We start from the raw sequence: 17717 nt of genomic DNA, 5'->3' as shown, positions 1-17717 counted from the left end.
GACTATGAATGGAACGGTCAGGCCGAGCAATTGAAACGACATATTGAACTGATGCTGCAATGTGCAATGGATGAAATCCGGCATATTCGGAATTGGGGTTCGCATAAAAATATGTTGGAATCCTTGAAACAGATCAATCAGAATTTTGCGAACGAATCGTTTTCCATGATGAACGCAGCTGAACTTGCAGGGATGTCGCCTACGTATTTCAGTAAGTCGTTCAAAGAAGAAGTAGGTGTTAGCTACACACAATATATAGCCAAATTACGAATGGACAAGGCGATCGAGCTATTGAGTGATCCGAACAATAAGGTGTACGAGGTTGCTTATGCGGTCGGCTATAATGAATATGCTCATTTTGCTAAAGTGTTCAAGAAGTATTACAAGTTTTCACCGACGGAGTACCGCCATTCCTTAGAAGGATGAGGAGGTTGGAAATGCGAACAGTGAAGCTAAACCCAAGCCATATGGAACGAATTTGCGAATTGTGGAATCGGGAGATAGGGGGCGATTTTCCGCTCCGCACTCGTCTATTGTATCAAAACAGTTTGAACCACCCGGATTTTTTATCGGAGGGTTCTTTTGTCGTTGAGGACGAATCGTCCGACATTATGGTGGGGGTTGTCATATGCAAATATCAGCGAATCGGTGTGGGTTATATTTCAATGCTGCTTGTTGATTCTCGTTATAGAAATTTAGGTATTGGCGGTACTTTGCTCAAATTGGCTGAAAAATCGTTAACTGACTTAGGAATGAGCTCTATTTCCCTAGGCGGGGATTCTGGTCATTTCTTTCCCGGAGTACCCTCCCAATACGTAGGTATGAAACGTTGGGTTGAGAATCGTGGGTTCAAGCAACGAGGAAGCACCTACGATCTGTTAGGTGATTTTCGTTGTAAGGTACTCGTAGAGAAAGATCTTGGGTCGCAAGTAACGATGTCTGTTGCTGGAGAACCAGATCGTGAAGATTTACTCGCTTTCATGAACATATACTTTCCTGGGCGTTGGGAAGAGACGACGAACCGGTATTTTGCATCAGGGGGAACAGGCAGAGAATTTGTTCTCTTGCGTAAGTCGGGTACTATTATCGGCTTTTGCCGTATTAATGATGAGAATTCCCCCATCCTGGCTGGCAATCAATTCTGGAGTCCTTGTTTTCAAGAGCCATGCGGTGGCATCGGTCCAATGGGCATAGCGGCTCCATATCGTGGGTRTGGGTACGGAAAAGCCGTTCTTCAAGCAGGTATGAGGGTTTTACAAGAAAGGAATCATCATTTAATGGTCATCGATTGGACGTCGGAGGTCGATTTCTATGCCAAAGCAGGGTTTTCTATCTGGAAAACCTACCATCTATATGCCAAAGAAGATTACTCATGAAATGACATATTTCCATATAAAATACCATCCCGATTCAGGAAAAAATAGAATAAAGTTAGGGTATCTCCCAATGGGTAAAGAGGAGGAGTACCGGTGATGAAGATGAAAGTATCCTGCCACTTAATTACGTGGGAAGAGGATTTCGTTAAAGGGATGGAGGAAGCGTCGTCTCTGGGCTTCCGTGCTTGCGAAACTTTTACAAGAATTGCACTGAAATACGAAGATCGCATTCATGAATTCAAAGCATTATTTGAGCGAAATGGTCTAGTTTTATCCGCGTTATATGGTGGGGGGCGTTTCAGCGATGCTTCGCAATTCCATGAGACAGTGGAATATAATACGCGTGTCGCTAGATTTGCCGCTCAGAACGGCAGCGATCGGATCGTACTTGGACCGCGAGGACCGCGAACAGCGGGAGGTACGACGTTAGAGGAATTAAAGACCGCCGCAAGAGCGATTAATGAATCTGCCAAACGATGCTACGATCTTGGTGTGAAAGCCTGTGTGCACCCGCATCTGAATACAGAAATTCAAGATGAAAACGAACTCGATGCCATTATGGAAATGACGGACCCGAACTTCGTCTTCTTTTGTCCGGATACAGCCCATTTAACGAAGGCAGGCATGGATCCTGTCACCGTGATGCGGCGATACAAGGATAGGATTGCTTATATGCATATCAAGGACGTGACTCCGGACGAACCGGATCGTACTCATTTTCCTGTTTTTTCCGGAGACGAGGCGCTGCCGATTTTTTGTGAACTGGGGCTTGGATCCATTGATTTCCCGGCTGTTGTTCGTCTTTTGGAGGAAATCCAATACGACGGCTGGATGACTATTGAAATTGATCAGACCACAAGCACCCCTCTGAACAGTCTGATGGTCTGCAGGGACTATGTCGAGCAAAAACTCGGCATACCCGTGAGTAACCGGATGTAGAAGAGAGGAACGAACAAACCATGATTGAATGCGGCTTATGCGAAATTGATATCACACCCCCGCTGGGGTTTGCCATTCCAGGATATTTTACACCGAGACCTGCCATTGGGATCAAAGACAATCTGTACGTCAAAGCCGTTGTAATTGGAGACGGTCATAACTTCACGGCCATAATCGTACTCGATACGATCGGTATTGAGAAGGAAGAAGTGGATGCAATCCGCAAACGGGTGACAGCGGGTACTGGAATTCCTGCATCGCATATTTTAGTTGCTGCTACACATACCCATACAGGTGGACCCATTTATCGGGATCGCGGTCCAGATGGTGATGAGTACACAGCGTATTTAATCAAAAAGGCTGCAGATGCAACAGTTTTGGCTTATGAGAACAAGCGTAAAGCCCAAATTGGTTTCGCTAAAGGCGAAGAGGACGGGATCTCGTTCAATCGTCGTTATTTTATGCGGGATGGAAGTCTTCGGACTAATCCAGGTTTTAACAATCCAGATATCCTAGAGCCGGCTGGTCCTATTGATCCAGATGTATTCGTCATTCGTTTAGATGGCGAGGACGGCAGTCCGCTTGGCGTCATAACGAATTTCGCCTGTCATCCTGACACGATAGGTGGAAAACGGTATAGCGCCGACTATCCAGGAGAAATTAGCCGTGTATTGAAAGCGGTTTACGGTAATTCGTTCGTAAGCCTTTTTCTTAACGGGGCTTGTGGGAATATTAATCATCTTGATTTTATGCATTCCTTACGACCCGAGCCTGACGCCTTTCGCCATTTGGGGAGAGTGTTAGCGGGTGAAGTTATCAAAACTAGAGAAAAAGCTGTTACGGAGAATTCGCTTCATGTAGAAGGGCGATGCGAGCTGCTTTCACTTACTGTACGCAAGCCGTCATCAGAGGATCTCCAGAAAGCTGAAGATCTGCTTCGTGCGTCAGAACACCCTGAGAATACGAAAGCAATAACGGAGGCGGACTCCTTTTTTGCCAAGCAGCTTCTCACTCTTAGTGAGCGGCAGGAAACGGAAGTATTCGTTGAAATTCAGGCGCTTCGAATTGGGGCGTCTGCAATTGCAGCCTTCCCATGTGAATTATTTGTGGAATTCGGTCACGACCTTAAACAAAGATCACCCTCCCCCCATACACTAATCGCTGCTTATGCGAACGGCGTCAACGGATATGTAGCAACCCGAGAAGCGTTCGTTCAGGGCGGATACGAGACTCGTTTAACTTCTCGAACCCGGCTAGCCCCTGACTCCGGTGAACGAATGGTCGACACGGTACTTGGGCTCTTAAAACAATTATGCGATTCGGATGGAGGAATATGAGATTGAGTAAAGCGATATTTGCCGACCAAGATTTGGAAAGCTGGGTACGCAATCAAAAAGACCCTCTTGTAAAGAGGCTTATAGAGATGGTGGCCATTCCGAGCGAAAATAAACCTCCCAATGGGAAAGAATTGCCCATGCAGCAATACCTGGAAAAGGCATTAATAGAGCTCGATTTCGATGCAGAGTTGTACGCATTATCTGGGGTTGATGGATTGAGAACACATCAGGCTTACTGGGGGGAACGCAACTATACGGATCGGCCGAATTTATATGCTTACAAAAAGGGAAAGGGCGAAGGAAGATCACTGCTATTTGCCGTTCATGCAGACGTCGTACCAGGCATTCCCGGCAAAACAGCGGAGGACCCTTTTCAACCTGTCATCATAGGGGACCGTTTGTATGGTCGCGGTTCAAATGACATGAAAGGCGGTACCGCTGCCGTCTTGCTTGCTTTTCAATATTTGCAGGAAAAAGAAATCCAATTGCTCGGCGACCTTAGCTTCGAGAGCGTAGTAGATGAAGAGATGGGCGGTGCCAACGGGACTTTGGCAGGCCGCGTTCGCGGAAACCGAGCAGACGCTGCGATCGTTCCAGAACCTACTAACATGCGGGTCTGTGACTCCCACATGGGTGGAGCTGCATGGAAGATAAGTGTTCGAGGCAAAGGCGGCATGGGCTTTGGCGGTGAAGAACTGCGAAATCCGGTCTACGGAATGGCACACCTTATACGAACTATTGAGCGTTACCAGAATGACATGCAGACGCGTAAATGTTTCGTTACACCGACTGGCGAGTCACAAAGTCCTGCGGTCGTGCTATCGATGATCCAGGCTGGGGGCTTTGAGCCTGGAATGGCAGACGGGATCCCGGAGACTTGCATGATTGAAATTTGGGTCGAATGTTTGCCAGGTGAGTCGTTCTCAGTCTTGGAGTCAGAATTTATTGGTGCGATACGTTCGTTAACTTCACAACCGGAACTGGTTGGGCTTGAAGTCGACTGGGAGTTGATCACCCGGTTTATCCCTGGAAGCCGTGCTGATACACCACTTACGAACATTTTGCTGCAGCAGGCGGAAGAGGAATGGGGTATGCCTGTTGGAGCTTACACGGCGCCATTTGCTTGTGACGCATTTATGTTCAATTGTTACTCAGACACGCCGGCTGTCATACTTGGACCGGTTGGAGAGAATGCTCATGCTCCAGACGAGTTTGTAGACATTGAAAGCTTGATCAAGCTCGCCAAAATTTATATCTCCGCCATAGTTGAATGGTGCGGAGTAGAAAGCGGGGGATAATTGCAAATGGCAAATAAGTGGGTCAAAGAAGAGATTAGCACAACCGGAGCGCCGCAAAATACGGGTCCTTATTCACAGGGGATTCGGGTAGGGAATCTTATTTACACATCAGGAGAAGGACCGTTAGATCCCTTAACGGGAGAAGTCGTGGAGGGTACGATTGAGGAGCAGACGCGGCTTGTGTTTCGTAACCTAGAAGCGATTCTTAATGCGGCGGGAGCTACTTTACAGGATGTGGTTAAAGTTACGGCACATTTGGAAGACTTAAAAGATTTTGAACGGTTTAACAGTGTATATAAAGAGCTTTTTCCAGGACCCATTCGCCCGGTTCGCACAACGGTCGGCAGTCAATTGACCGTACGTGTGGAAGTGGACGTTGTAGCTGTCATCCCGGAGGGTTAAGAATCCACAGGATAAGGATTTAACTAGGAGGACTCATAATGAGGCTTGAAGGTAAAGTAGCGATCATTACAGGTGGTTCGCTCGGTATCGGACTGGCAACAGCCGTTCGTTTCGCTAAAGAAGGCGCTAAGGTGGCGATTGCAGGTCGCAGCCTTACCGCTCTAGAAGAGGCGGCAAGCCTTATTCGACGCGAAGGCGGCGAGATTATGACGGTTCAGGTTGATGTTCAGGTGAAAAGTCAGGTTGACCGATTGGTGGACGCGGTTATCGAACGCTGGGGTGCTGTAAATATATTGGTTAACAATGCGGGCATTTGTGGAATGAGCGCATTCTTAGACATCTCAGAGGAAGATTGGGATGAGCACATGAATGTGAATTTGAAGGGTGCTTTTCTCGTCGGACAGCGAGTTGCTCGAGAAATGATGGAACGACGGACGGGTGGCTCTATCATTCATATGTCAAGCGTGAATGGCATTAACGCGGAAGCCATGCAGGCGCATTACAATGTGACAAAAGGCGGCATGAACCTGCTAAGCATGTCTATGGCGCTGGAGTTGGCACCTTACGGAATCCGGGTGAATGCGTTATGTCCAGGCTTTATTGAAACTCGACTTACAAAGTCGATGATTGACGATCCTCCGGCTATATCTGATTATGTCAAAACGATTCCGATGGGCCGAGTCGGTCAGCCGGATGAGATAGCGGATGCTGCTTTGTTTTTAGCATCAGACGAATCTCGTTACATGACCGGCCACAACCTTGTTGTGGATGGCGGCCAAGTCATCAAACTTGCGTAACGGGAGGCACGATTATGAATGAGATCTATGAACTGCCCGATGCTCTCCAAACACTCGAAACACCTAGTGTTTTCGTAGATTTGGACATCATGGAACGAAATCTCCAAAGGATGGCAGAAGCGGCTAAGACCGCTGGGGTTAAACTCCGACCTCATACAAAAACACACAAAAATTCATGGATTGCCCATAAACAGCTCCAATTAGGGGCGAATGGGATTACGGTGGCAAAGCTTAGCGAAGCAGAAGTGATGGCAAACGCTGGGATTCGAGATATCTTGATTGCCTATCCCATCGTAGGGAAGACGAAGCTTTCGCGCTTGCGCCAATTAATGCTGCGTGCGGATGTGACGGTCAGTACAGATGACCTCGAGGTAGCACGCGGATTGTCCGATCTCGGTGAGGCCATGGGCTGTAAAGTGGCGATTTACGTTGACGTTAATACGGGGTTGAATCGCTGCGGCAGAGAGCCAGGGGAAGAAACAGCGCTATTAGTGAAGGAAATGAGCCGTCTTCCCGGTTTGAAAGTTACCGGGCTCATGACGCATGCCGGAAATTCATATGGATCCAAAAGTACGGAAGAACTGCGCTCAGCAGCCAGAAACGAAGCCGAGCTGTTAGTGATGACGCAGGAGATGTTGAAGAGAGATGGGATCTATGTCGAACAAATTAGCGTGGGGTCAACGCCAACTGCTGCCTTCATAGCGGAACAAATCGGTGTAACCGAAATGCGTCCTGGTTCCTACGTGTTTAACGACGGCACACAACGGGATCTTGGCGTAGCGGGATCTGACGACTGTGCCCTCTACGTGGCAGCTACTGTTGTGAGCGCTCCGCGGGAGGGGATGGTCATCATCGATGGGGGCTCCAAGACTTTTTCCAGTGATTTAAATCCCCATCGGAAGGGCTATGGAACATTATACGGCCGTGAGGACGTAATCATTGAACGGCTAAGCGAAGAACATGGAACTGTGAGGGTTCCAGAAGGAATGAAGCTATCTGTTGGACAGCAGCTTCTGTTTCTCCCGAACCATTGCTGCACTACGACCAACATGCATGATCAGTTAATCGGCATTCGTAATGGCCGAATGGAAAGGGTGCTACATGTCGATGCGCGTGGAAAAGTACAATAATCAAGAGACTTATCCCCTTTATCTGGTACATGAACACAACACCATTTTCGAAGCTGCCCAATCAGAGAAGTTTAAGGTTGCCGATCTGGGCTTCCGAGCGAAGATTGTTAAACTCAAGGACTCAGATCACGCTATTTCATTCCGTGCCTATACAGAATCAGATAATTTTTGCCTCAATTTGCGTTATGAGTCTGTCCCTCCCGAAGCCGACGGCGAAGTCGCGCTTTTTTTCGATTTTGGCCATACGCGCAGGAAACGTCATGGGGCATTTTCGATAAAGTTTAAACAGGATGGCAGCGTGGTGTATGAGGAATTTCTGTATGAAATTGAAAGTCTGGAGATTCCTCCCGACATAGCATATTCGATTTCGACTTCGGAAGGCTTTGTAAACCTAACTTTAAGTATGCCGCTGCGGCTCTTGCGGATTGAGTCACCAGAGCAGCGAATCCTCGGTTTTAATGCGGTACGTACGCTAAAAAACGGAGATGAAACCACGCTGATTACGTGGTCGGGTATTCCAGGCGATCGGCCGACGATGGGTTTAGGGATGGGTGATTTGCTGCTGACCCGGGGGCTGTCCGAAGAGGAGATCGAGACGAGGAAGAAAAAGGTTCAAACAGATAGTACGCTCTTTTTTACGCGATGGGAGAAGTGGCAGATACCTCAAGAAATATACGGCTATGTGACGGAGAAACGTAAGGGCTTTACGGCTAGATTATCTAGAGCAGACGTTGACCAGGCTCGTGAGTCTGCAAACACGACACTTTGGGGCGGACGAGTGAAAGAAGAAATCCTGCAAATTGCAGATTACTGGGCTGCCAAAAGCGACGATGAGCTGTTCGAGTTGGTACCCGTAGGCAACCCTAGGGCACTTTCAGTTGGCCAATATTTCGGGGATCCTCTCGAAGGCGGCAAACGAACTGCTTATCAGCTTTGTCTAGAGCGGCCTTATCAATATTATAACCCTAAGACCCAAAAATGGTGGTATAACGGGATGACACTGCAAAACCCAACAACTGGCGAAGAGATCATAATGGACGATTATGGCCAAGGGTTTTTGGCACCAGAAGGATTTCCAAATCCTGGTGTAAGGTATATGTTTACGGCATCGTACCGTCTATTCATCCTATCCATGTTGATGGGAAATCCGTATTGCGCCGTATTGGAGGATAAAAATGTCTGCGAAGAGACGACCGGCATGCAAAACTCTGGTGCGATTAATAACTTGKCTTATGCTTACTTGCTGACTGGGGATAAGAAATATGCCTTCAAAGCTTTACTGCTAATTGGGCGAATTGCCGAGCTGGTGCCGTATATGAACGGCAACTATGGATCTGGCTATTACGATACTGTGCAAATATCCGAGCCGACAACGACGGAATCCCACTGGCTTTCTAATTTTTTTGAAGCAGCAGACCTGCTTTATGACGCTGCAGAAGAGTTTCGTCCTGACTTAGAACACTTTTTTGCATCCAAACCCGATGCAGAAAATAAGAAGAGAACTATTCCATTCCATGTGAACACCGCTGTCCACGAAATGATTCCTTACATTCTGTACAGTTGCGAAATTGAGAAAACTCGCGATGCCGACTGGTCTCTGCGTTGGATATATTTACAGTTGCTTATCGCCTCGTATATGGGTAGCGGCAAGCTTATGCATCATATTTTGTATGGTGGAAAATATAGCTTGGAATCGAAGTTTCGTAATAACTTTTTCCGAGATGGCCGTTATATTTACGATTCATTGGGCTATATGGCAGCCATTTGCGAGCAAGTGTCCATGATGGCAAACAACAACTACGGGTTCACGGATGAGGAGCATTTTCTAAACGGAATCGATCTTTTTGAAGACTCGAATTTCAGTCTGAAGCAGGTGATCGGACTTTTTGCGAAGCTGCGTTCGGGAAGCCTGATTCCTATGTTTGGCGACACACTTGCGGATAATGTGGAGCCGATCTCTGAAGATCGTAGGAAAGGCAAAATCACATATACACCTTCCTATGAAATCATTTACCGCCGTTCGCCATCGCTTCGTTCGGTCATAGGCGGGCTTTTATCCCGATATGAACAGGAGGAGTTAACCGCTTACCGCCTCCGGAGTGTTCGAGATACGAACAATAAGCACTCTTTATTACTGCTTGCTACAGCGGCCGAGTGGGAGGAATACCAGCAATATGAGGCGAAGTCCGATCAACTTCAACCTTCTTTCCTTCTGCAAGACTCTGAAACGAGTATGTTCCGAGTAGGTACGAATGCTCACAATTGCAAGCATGTGATGCTGTATGGACAGCCGACCGCAGGACACCATCATGGTGATAAGCTGGGTTTGTGGATTGGAGGCTACGGGTATCATCTGCAAGCCTCAGGCGGAAGATATCCGTTCACGTGGCTCAGTCCCAAATATGAGGCATGGGAAACACATGCGGCCGCTTGTACTGTTGCTATAGTCGATGGTAAGGATCAGATGCATTCCTATTCACGCCAAAAAAGCCACTACGAGGGTCATATACTCCAAATGGCGGGACTTGATAATACAACTGCTTATCCGGGAACGCTTTACGAGCGTTGGTGTTGGATCGTTCAAGCTCCTGATCAGGAGAACGCTTATATTGTTGATTTTAATGGCTTATCGGGCGGGAAAACGTTCGATTATAATACGGTAGGAATGGACTGTACGCCAGAATCCATACGATTCGAAGGTATCGAGGAATCAGAGTGGATGCCGATGGAAGGCACACTAGCTGGTTCGGATGTTCCTTTATACAGCAAGCCTGGCTACGGATGGATGAAAGCTTTGCGCAAGGTTAAGTTGAATCGACCCGTTTCCTGGACATTCCCTTATGGTGCTGCGTCCTTGAAAATTCATACAGTTCCAAAAGGGGAACAGCGCGAACTCATCCTATGCCTCGGAGAAAAGGGCGGGGAGGAAATGCGGAAATCCCGTTGGGAACCCTATGTTTTATGGCGGGACGAAGACAATTTGGACGCTGCGACTCATTCAGCAGGTTTTATTAGCGTGTTGGAGCCGTTCGAGGGAACGACGTTCCTGCAAGCTGTTCATCCGCTGATGCCAGCCCTGGAATCAGCCCCTCATCACCCTATGTCAACCGGCATGGAGATTCGGTATGAGGACGGTATTCATCGGGATATTATACTCAGTTCTTATACGGAAGGGGAAACAGTTCGTTACTGTGATTCCCAAGGACGAATGATTGAAACGGATGCCAAGGCATTGGTGCTACGCTATCGGGATAACCGCCTTGTTCAACTTGAAGCGGTACGATACTCCCTAATCCGAACAGCGGAGGGAGAGTGGTCGGCGGATGCTTCAACCTATAGAGGGGTTGTAAAAGAGGTGGATGCAGATACTCGAACCATTGGAGTTGAGCTCGATCAAGTTGACGAGAACTTGAAACATGCGTTTCAAGGGCAGGCTGCGCTAATTGACTCTGCGGATTACTTGAAGCCATCTGCTTACTACCTGTTAGATCCGCAAATTGACGGACGCTCTCTGAAGTTTCGCTCAGACATGACGCTCATTAAATTGGAAGAAGGTTGGCCTTCTCCACATAAGCGGCTTGGTTTGGGTAATAAACAGATTATCGAATATCGTGGTAAAAGGGTGCACATGGACGTGAAGCTCGGGGATTCGTTCTCGCTCGCTAATGTACTTCGCCTTAACTTAAGCTAGAACGAGATCTCGGGATAATAGCAATGAGATAGCTTTTCTATGGAGGGGGCCGAATATGAACTTCGCGAGAATCGGAATATTACTGGATCGGCGCATAGAAGAACAAAGGTATAAATACGGTTTGAACGTGTTCGAACGGTACATTGGAGAAGTGCTTTCCCATGTTGGAATTCCTTTCGAATGGTTGGACAGCGTCCATCATATGTTGGAAAGATTCTATGATTTGATTATCGTAGCAGCAGCCCCGAATGATGAAGCGACATCTCAATCGATCTGGGCTTACGCGGAGCGTGGCGGGATCGTCGTCAGTTATGCGGGAATCAACGCATTGGCGAAGCGGTTCGGCTATATGAAATCAGTCTCGATCCCGACAGGCTACGCCGAATTGCCAGAGAGCCTCGGTGACACCCGGTCGCTCCGATTTCTCGGCGCCGTTCCTTGGTTGCGCCCTCAGCAGCATGCGGAAGGGGGCGATTGGGGACCCGGCGTACGTGACACGAATGGAGCGCTTCACGGAAGTATGGAATGGGGCTCGATCGCCTGCGAGCCGAAGGGAAAGAAGCTTGGATCGGTGCTGCAGCAATTTCAGGTCGGTGCGGGCTCAATCGAACGATGGAGCATCGATCTACTGGGCACAATCGTCGGTTTGCAGCAGGGGACAGCACCTGTCTTTGACGACGGAGTTCCCGCACCGGACGGCAGCGCACCCGTCGATGAAGGACTGTGGAAGGCAGACGACCGAGTAGAACTAGATTGGACGTACGACCGAATGAAAACGGAACAAGGGGCTCCCTATTTCGCTCATCCTTACGCTGATTTGTGGCGAGAGGCTATTGTCTCTCACATTATGCGAAAAATGGCGCAGAAGGGCAAAATATTGCCATTTGTTGACTATTGGCCTGAAGGAATAACAAAAATAGCCATGCTTTCCCATGACAGTGACCGCAACTGGGACGAAGACGCCATTGCGACTTTGGAAATTCTAGAGGAACACGGGATCCAATCGACATGGTGCATGATGAAGCCGGGCTATAGCGCATGGCTCTATCCGCGGATTAGGGAAGCAGGACATGAACTTGCGCTGCATTTCAACTCAAACGTAAACGAAGGCGGAAGTTGGACACAAGAGGACTTTAAGCGCCAAGCTGAATGGCTGAAGGATAATGTCGTACAAAAGGCGGTCACCAACAAAAATCACATGACCCTCATCGAGGGTTGGGGAGAGCTATTTTTGTGGTGTGAAGCTTGCGGCATCGAATCAGATCAGACGCGGGGACCGAGCAAGAAAGGAAATGCCGGCTTCTTGTTCGGAACGTGCCACCCTTATTTCCCGATAGCTTGGTCGGATGAAAAGAACCGGCTATACAACGTTCTGGAAGTCGGTTTTCTTACACAGGACCTTCCCCAATTTACCGATACGGGTGTCATCGTTCCTTTCTTGGAGCAGGTAAGCCTTGTTCGGGGCGTAGCTCATTTCCTATTCCACCAGGGGCGCATTCAAAGGTTCCCCGAAGTGCGGGAAGCGTTTCGACTAGTCGTCAAGGAAGCACTGGAAAGGGGCTTCACTTTCTGGACCGGCAGTCAGATCAACGATTGGGAACGGGCACGAAGAACCATTCGCATCATTGGCGTGACGGAAGACGATTCTGTCATCCTTGGCACTGCTGACCATGCAGCTCAAGCTTGTTTCTGGCGGCCGCTTCGCGAGGATGAACAGACAAACCCAGAAGACATCGTTGAAATGAAATTCGGAATTGTGTGCAAACGAATGTCGAGGAGCAAATCAAAATAGGAGTTGAACAAACATGAAATTTGCTATTGTCGGATGTCAGCACTATCATATCAAGTCATTTATCGAAGAAATGATCAAAGAAGGACATCAGTTTGCAGGAATATTCGACCAGAGCGATTATCCTATTCCGGGGCAGTACGCGGCTTCTTATGGCGTACCACTGTTCCAGTCCATGGATGAACTACTTGAACAGGGAGTAGAAATCATTGGCAGCGCTGGTCCCAACATTAGCAAAATCGACGTGATTGAATGGGCTGAAAAATACGGGATCCACGTTATGACGGATAAACCGGTTGTCATCGACCAGAACGGCTTGAGCAGGCTCCGTCAGGTGATTGACCGTAAGCGGATCAAACTCGGAATGATGCTGACCGCCCGCTTTGCTCCGGCTCAATTTACGCTGAAAGCAATGATTGACGAAGGGCTGCTAGGCGAAATCGAGGATTTCACCTTCTTGAAGCCGCATAAACTTCATCCGGCCGCAAGACCTGATTGGTTTTTCGATAAAACGCTGAACGGTGGTCTGATCATCGATCTGATGATTCACGACGTCGATATGCTGTGGTGGTTTACGGGCAAGGAAATCGTTGGGCACAATAGCATGTTGATTAAAAATCGGTTTCCGGAGTATCCAAGTCTTTATGAAAATGCTGTTGTTAACGTGCTTCTGGAAGGCCATATAACCGCTACGATGAAATCAGATTGGTTGATGCCAGAAGCGTTCGAATCTTGGGGAGACGGCCGGATATTCGTATCCGGTACGAAAGGCAGAGCCGAAATCCGGACGTCCGGAGACCCGCTTGGACAACCGGGACCATTCGTTGCCTTTACCGATCATCATAACAAGACGACTCGCTGGGAGATCAAGACTCCACCCGCCACACTGGCGGCAGATTTCTTAAATCAAATCGCTGGAAAACCGCATCGTTTGTCGGTGGAGGACGTATATCGCGCGAATGCGGCCGTGCTGAACATCGACCGTGCGAGCACAAAGCTAACAAGTGTGTAAGAACCACTTTGATTTATAAATTGAAGGAGGAACTGAAATATGGATAAGTTAGCAATCGACGGAGGAAAACCAGTTAGGAGCAAACCGCTGCCTCCACCTTTCCGAGGCTCGATGCTGATCGGAGAAGAAGAAATCAATTCCGTCTCAAAGGTGTTGGCTGCCCAATCACCGTTCCGTTACTACGGCCCGGATATGCAGTATGCGGTAAAGGCTTTGGAAGACATGATAGCACGGGACTTGAATATCCCCTATGTGCTTGGCGTCTCTTCTTGTACGGCCGGTTTGGTGGTTGCCATGAAGGCGCTCGGAATCGGTTACGGCGACAAGGTGATTGTACCGGCAAATACGTTCATCGCAACGGCAGGAGCCGTCGTAAGCAGTAATGCGGTTCCCGTATACGTCGACATGGACGAGACGCTCAACTTGGATGCGAACGATCTAGAACGGGTTTACGATGATGAAGTCAAAGCGATCATCGTGGTTCACATCAACGGAAGTCCGTGTGACATGGATAAAATAATGGCGTTTGCCAAAAAACGCAACATCTACGTGATTGAAGACGTTGCACAATCCCAAGGTTGCACCTACAAAGGAAAGATTTGCGGCACAATTGGAGACATTGGCGTGTTCAGCTTCCAAATGAATAAAATGCTGACGGCAGGTGAAGGCGGAGCGGTCATTACCTCGAATCCCACGTTGTTCGAACGTGCTGTGCGCTATCATGACCAAGGCATGTTCCGGGACAAAGAACGCTTTCAAATCGAGCCCCAATTCGTCATGTCCGGACAAAATTACCGGATGAGCGAGCTGACCGGCGCCGTCATGATCGAACAGTGGAAGAAGCTCGATACCGTGATCGGTACTATGAGAAGACATCACCGTAAAATTCGCTCCTTAATTGCGGCCGCGATGCCGAGTGTGAGGTTCCGCGCGGCCGTTGACGACGACGGCGATACTGGCTGTGTACTTGGCATCGTTCATGCTACGTTGGAACGGGCCCAAGAATACGCAGCAGCAATGAAAGCGGAAAATGTCTCTACTCATGCGATGTACGATGGTATACCTTGTTATATGATCCCATGTTTCTTCGAGCAGCGTACAGCCGAAAAGGACAATTTCCCGTACAATTATCCATTCAAGAACCCGGTTGTATATACAAAAGACATGTGTCCGAGATGCGATGACCTGCTGGGTAGAATAACGATCACTTTGATCAGCCCGATCCTCACCGATGAAGAAGCGGATGAAATCGCTATAGCGGCCGTGAAGGTGTTAAAGGCACTGGAAGCCAAAGAAAGCGCCAAGACTCACGGTTGATGAGAAGAGTTTGAACTGGATTAGAAAGGAAGAACGACGTATGAACATAGCGAGAATCGGAATACTCCGGGACAAAAGGGCTCTTGAGCAGCGATTGACTTACGGGCTCAATACATTCGGACTTTATGCTGGCGAAGTGCTTTCCCATGCAGGCATCCCGTTCGAATGGATTGATGAGCTACATCAGATGCTGGAGAACAAGTTTGATCTCATCCTCATTGCTGCAGCACCAAGTCACGAGACTGCTAATGACACCATATGGCGTTATGCGGAGCGTGGAGGAATCGTCGTTACCTTCGCTGGGTTAAATGGGCTCGCACGTCGGTTAGGCTTCGCCGGAACAGAACCGCTTACTGCAGGATATGCTCATTTGCCGGAGGGGATGGGGGACGCGAGACCGCTGCGGTTTCTAGGTGCCTCGCCTTGGGTAAAACAGAAAGACCCTGCAGAAGCATGCAAGGAATGGGGGACGATTGCTAATGCTCCCCTAGGCGTTTCAGCGGGACCACTGCTGCAACAATTCACAATCGGTTTAGGAACGATCGAACGTTGGAGCGTCGATGTGATGGGAACGATTGTTGGTTTGCAGCAGGGAACAGGACCCGTTCTGGAGGACGGAACACCAGCTGCTGATGGGACAGGGAACTTGAACGATGGGCTGCTTAAAGCTGAGGATGGGCTAGAGCTAAATTGGGAGTATGACAGAAAAACGACTGAAACCGGGATGGCTTACTTCGCACATCCGTACGCAGATTTATGGCGTGATGCCGTTGTCTCACATATTCTAGGACGAATGGTTGAAAAACAAAAACCTGTGCCTTTTTCTGATTATTGGCCAGAAGGTGTAGAGAGAGTAGCCATGATTTCACATGATAGCGACCGGAATTTTGACGAAGACGCGGTCACTACACTGCAAACACTAGCAACTGCGGGTATTCACTCCACTTGGTGCATGATGAAGCCTGGGTACAGTGCATGGCTTTATGAGCGAATTGAGGGAGAGGGTCATGAGCTGGCCCTTCATTTCAATTCGAATATCAACGAGGGCGGCCGATGGGATCAAACGGACTTTCATCGGCAATTCGAGTGGCTTCGGAACACGGCCCAAGGCAAAGTGATCAGCAATAAAAACCATTTTACCCGATTTGAAGGTTGGGGTGAGCTGTTCCAGTGGTGTGAAGAATGCGGAATCGAATCGGATCAGACGCGAGGGCCGAGCAAATCGGGAGCGGCTGGATTCCTTTTCGGAACCTGCCAACCGTATTATCCGATGGCTTGGTCGAATGAAAACAATCGTCTTTATGATGTGCTGGAAATCGGATTTTTGACACAGGATATTCCGCAGTTTACAGATCCAAGCGTAATTGTCCCCTTTTTAGAAGAGGTGGAGAAGGTTCGCGGTGTAGCGCATTTCTTATACCATCAAGGACGTATTCATAGCTCTCCTGAGGTTCGTGAAGCTTTGCTCCAAACGGTGCATATCGCAAAAGAACGCGGATTCACGTTCTGGACCGGGGGTCAAATTAACAACTGGGAGCGTAAACGTAGGCAAATGAGAATTACCGGTTTGGATGAAAAAGGGAATGTCATCATCAGAAGCGAAATCGATGATCATGGAATTGAGAAGGCCATTTTTTGGCGTCCGATTTTTTCGGAAGAGGAACCAGGATCTGATCAGATTATCAAAGAGCGCTTTGGCATTAAGTGCGTACAACTGAAAAGAGGGTGAACCTATGCTAACGATGTATAATAATCGAAAAGATTTTCAGAATGCCGAATGTGATATAGCGATTTTGCCAGTTGGCGCACTGGAACAGCACGGAAGCCATCTTCCTTACGGTACAGACAATATTATTGCTGGGGCGCTGGCAGAGAGACTAGCTGTGTCGCTGGATGCCTACCTGCTCCCTCCAATAAGTATTGCTTCTTCTATCGAGCACCGTGCCGCCAAAGGTACCGTTTATCTCAAGGCAGATACGCTAGCGCTTGTCATCAGAGATATTGCTGAATCGCTGTTATACTCTGGCTTCAAACGCCTTCTTCTCATCAACGGACACGGTGGCAATTGGATACTAAAGCCGACGATTCGGCAGCTTAATCGAGACTTCGCAGACCGTTCGGCAGAGATGGAAGTCATTCTCATCCACACATCGGTCGCTCTAGGACGGCAGCATGAAGTCATGGAACATACGAAGCTCGATATCCACGGGGGTGAAAAGGAAACCTCTCATATCATGCATTTGTGTCCTGAACATGTAAAGGACTATGTCCCGCAAGCTGCTCCTACGACTGTGCCTCAGGATTTCATGGATTACTTCGATGTTACAGAATTAACGGAGGATGGGTACTGGGGGTATCCGGAGTCTGCTAGCGCCGAGAAGGRCCTGAAAATGATGGACTTAATGGTAGAATGCTCATTAGCCTATTTGCAACAAATTGAGAGTGAAAAAGAAAGAATCCGCAAACTGAAGAACTAAATCTTGGGCCAACTAAGAGGAGAGGGATAGTCATGCATGAGAGCGGATTGCGCGTGAGAGCAATGACAGAGGAAGATCTACCTTTTGCCATGGAATTGAAAAATATAGCTGGTTGGAATCAAGTAGAAAACGATTGGCGAGGATATATGCGC

Annotated in this window: 14 protein-coding genes; all 14 read left to right on the top strand. The window is 48.4% G+C overall.

Translation table 11 applies throughout. From position 1 onward, the window contains the following. Positions 1–426, top strand: a 426-nt coding sequence (locus AC1DVJ_RS27260) for a helix-turn-helix domain-containing protein (RefSeq protein ID WP_477595350.1), incomplete at its 5' end; no start/stop codon positions are given. An 11-nt stretch (positions 427–437) separates the two neighbouring features. Beyond that, a complete protein-coding gene (locus AC1DVJ_RS27255; protein WP_477595348.1) occupies positions 438–1376 on the top strand; it encodes a GNAT family N-acetyltransferase in 939 nt (312 codons plus the stop codon). Between the two features lie 96 nt (positions 1377–1472). Further along, entirely contained in the window at positions 1473–2315 is an 843-nt protein-coding gene (locus AC1DVJ_RS27250; protein ID WP_477595346.1) for a sugar phosphate isomerase/epimerase family protein, read from the top strand. A 20-nt stretch (positions 2316–2335) separates the two neighbouring features. Next, positions 2336–3652: a hypothetical protein gene (locus AC1DVJ_RS27245; RefSeq protein ID WP_477595344.1), complete on the top strand. Its 1317-nt coding sequence runs from the start codon at positions 2336–2338 to the stop codon at positions 3650–3652. Between the two features lie 2 nt (positions 3653–3654). Beyond that, positions 3655–4950: a M20 family metallopeptidase gene (locus AC1DVJ_RS27240; protein ID WP_477595342.1), complete on the top strand. Its 1296-nt coding sequence runs from the start codon at positions 3655–3657 to the stop codon at positions 4948–4950. A 6-nt stretch (positions 4951–4956) separates the two neighbouring features. Beyond that, on the top strand, positions 4957–5352 hold the full coding sequence (locus AC1DVJ_RS27235) for a Rid family detoxifying hydrolase (protein WP_477595340.1): 396 nt from the start codon (positions 4957–4959) through the stop codon (positions 5350–5352). Between the two features lie 38 nt (positions 5353–5390). Then, positions 5391–6149, top strand: a complete 759-nt coding sequence (locus AC1DVJ_RS27230) for an SDR family NAD(P)-dependent oxidoreductase (RefSeq protein ID WP_477595338.1) — start codon at positions 5391–5393, stop codon at positions 6147–6149. A gap of 14 nt (positions 6150–6163) precedes the next feature. Further along, positions 6164–7279 (top strand): alanine racemase, encoded by a 1116-nt coding sequence (locus tag AC1DVJ_RS27225; RefSeq protein ID WP_477595336.1) that lies wholly within the window; start codon positions 6164–6166, stop codon positions 7277–7279. Beyond that, positions 7251–10970, top strand: a complete 3720-nt coding sequence (locus AC1DVJ_RS27220) for a hypothetical protein (protein ID WP_477595334.1) — start codon at positions 7251–7253, stop codon at positions 10968–10970. The genes AC1DVJ_RS27225 and AC1DVJ_RS27220 overlap by 29 nt, the downstream gene beginning before the upstream one ends. Before the next feature lie 55 nt (positions 10971–11025). Beyond that, entirely contained in the window at positions 11026–12762 is a 1737-nt protein-coding gene (locus tag AC1DVJ_RS27215) for a polysaccharide deacetylase family protein (RefSeq protein WP_477595332.1), read from the top strand. A gap of 13 nt (positions 12763–12775) precedes the next feature. After that, the gene (locus tag AC1DVJ_RS27210; RefSeq protein ID WP_477595330.1) at positions 12776–13771 is read left to right on the top strand and encodes a Gfo/Idh/MocA family protein; all 996 of its coding nucleotides are present in this window, start codon (positions 12776–12778) and stop codon (positions 13769–13771) included. Positions 13772–13810: 39 nt separating this feature from the next. Further along, positions 13811–15088 carry a DegT/DnrJ/EryC1/StrS family aminotransferase gene (locus tag AC1DVJ_RS27205; RefSeq protein WP_477595328.1) on the top strand — a complete coding sequence of 426 codons (1278 nt, stop codon included), beginning with the start codon at positions 13811–13813 and terminating at the stop codon, positions 15086–15088. 40 nt (positions 15089–15128) lie between these two features. Next, on the top strand, positions 15129–16817 hold the full coding sequence (locus tag AC1DVJ_RS27200) for a polysaccharide deacetylase family protein (RefSeq protein WP_477595326.1): 1689 nt from the start codon (positions 15129–15131) through the stop codon (positions 16815–16817). Between the two features lie 4 nt (positions 16818–16821). Then, positions 16822–17565 (top strand): creatininase family protein, encoded by a 744-nt coding sequence (locus AC1DVJ_RS27195; protein ID WP_477595324.1) that lies wholly within the window; start codon positions 16822–16824, stop codon positions 17563–17565. Positions 17566–17717: the final 152 nt, after the last annotated feature.

The sequence above is a fragment of the Paenibacillus sp. P4_A9 genome, assembly GCF_056402415.1.
The sequence above is the reverse complement of the archived record's forward strand: the minus strand, read 5'-3'. Positions and strand labels throughout refer to the sequence as shown.

Coding starts and splice junctions, on each gene's coding strand:
- AC1DVJ_RS27250 (WP_477595346.1), top strand. CDS start 1,473: ATGAAGATGAAAGTATCCTGCCACTTAATTACGTGGGAAGAGGATTTC.
- AC1DVJ_RS27245 (WP_477595344.1), top strand. CDS start 2,336: ATGATTGAATGCGGCTTATGCGAAATTGATATCACACCCCCGCTGGGG.
- AC1DVJ_RS27235 (WP_477595340.1), top strand. CDS start 4,957: ATGGCAAATAAGTGGGTCAAAGAAGAGATTAGCACAACCGGAGCGCCG.
- AC1DVJ_RS27230 (WP_477595338.1), top strand. CDS start 5,391: ATGAGGCTTGAAGGTAAAGTAGCGATCATTACAGGTGGTTCGCTCGGT.
- AC1DVJ_RS27225 (WP_477595336.1), top strand. CDS start 6,164: ATGAATGAGATCTATGAACTGCCCGATGCTCTCCAAACACTCGAAACA.
- AC1DVJ_RS27215 (WP_477595332.1), top strand. CDS start 11,026: ATGAACTTCGCGAGAATCGGAATATTACTGGATCGGCGCATAGAAGAA.
- AC1DVJ_RS27210 (WP_477595330.1), top strand. CDS start 12,776: ATGAAATTTGCTATTGTCGGATGTCAGCACTATCATATCAAGTCATTT.
- AC1DVJ_RS27205 (WP_477595328.1), top strand. CDS start 13,811: ATGGATAAGTTAGCAATCGACGGAGGAAAACCAGTTAGGAGCAAACCG.
- AC1DVJ_RS27200 (WP_477595326.1), top strand. CDS start 15,129: ATGAACATAGCGAGAATCGGAATACTCCGGGACAAAAGGGCTCTTGAG.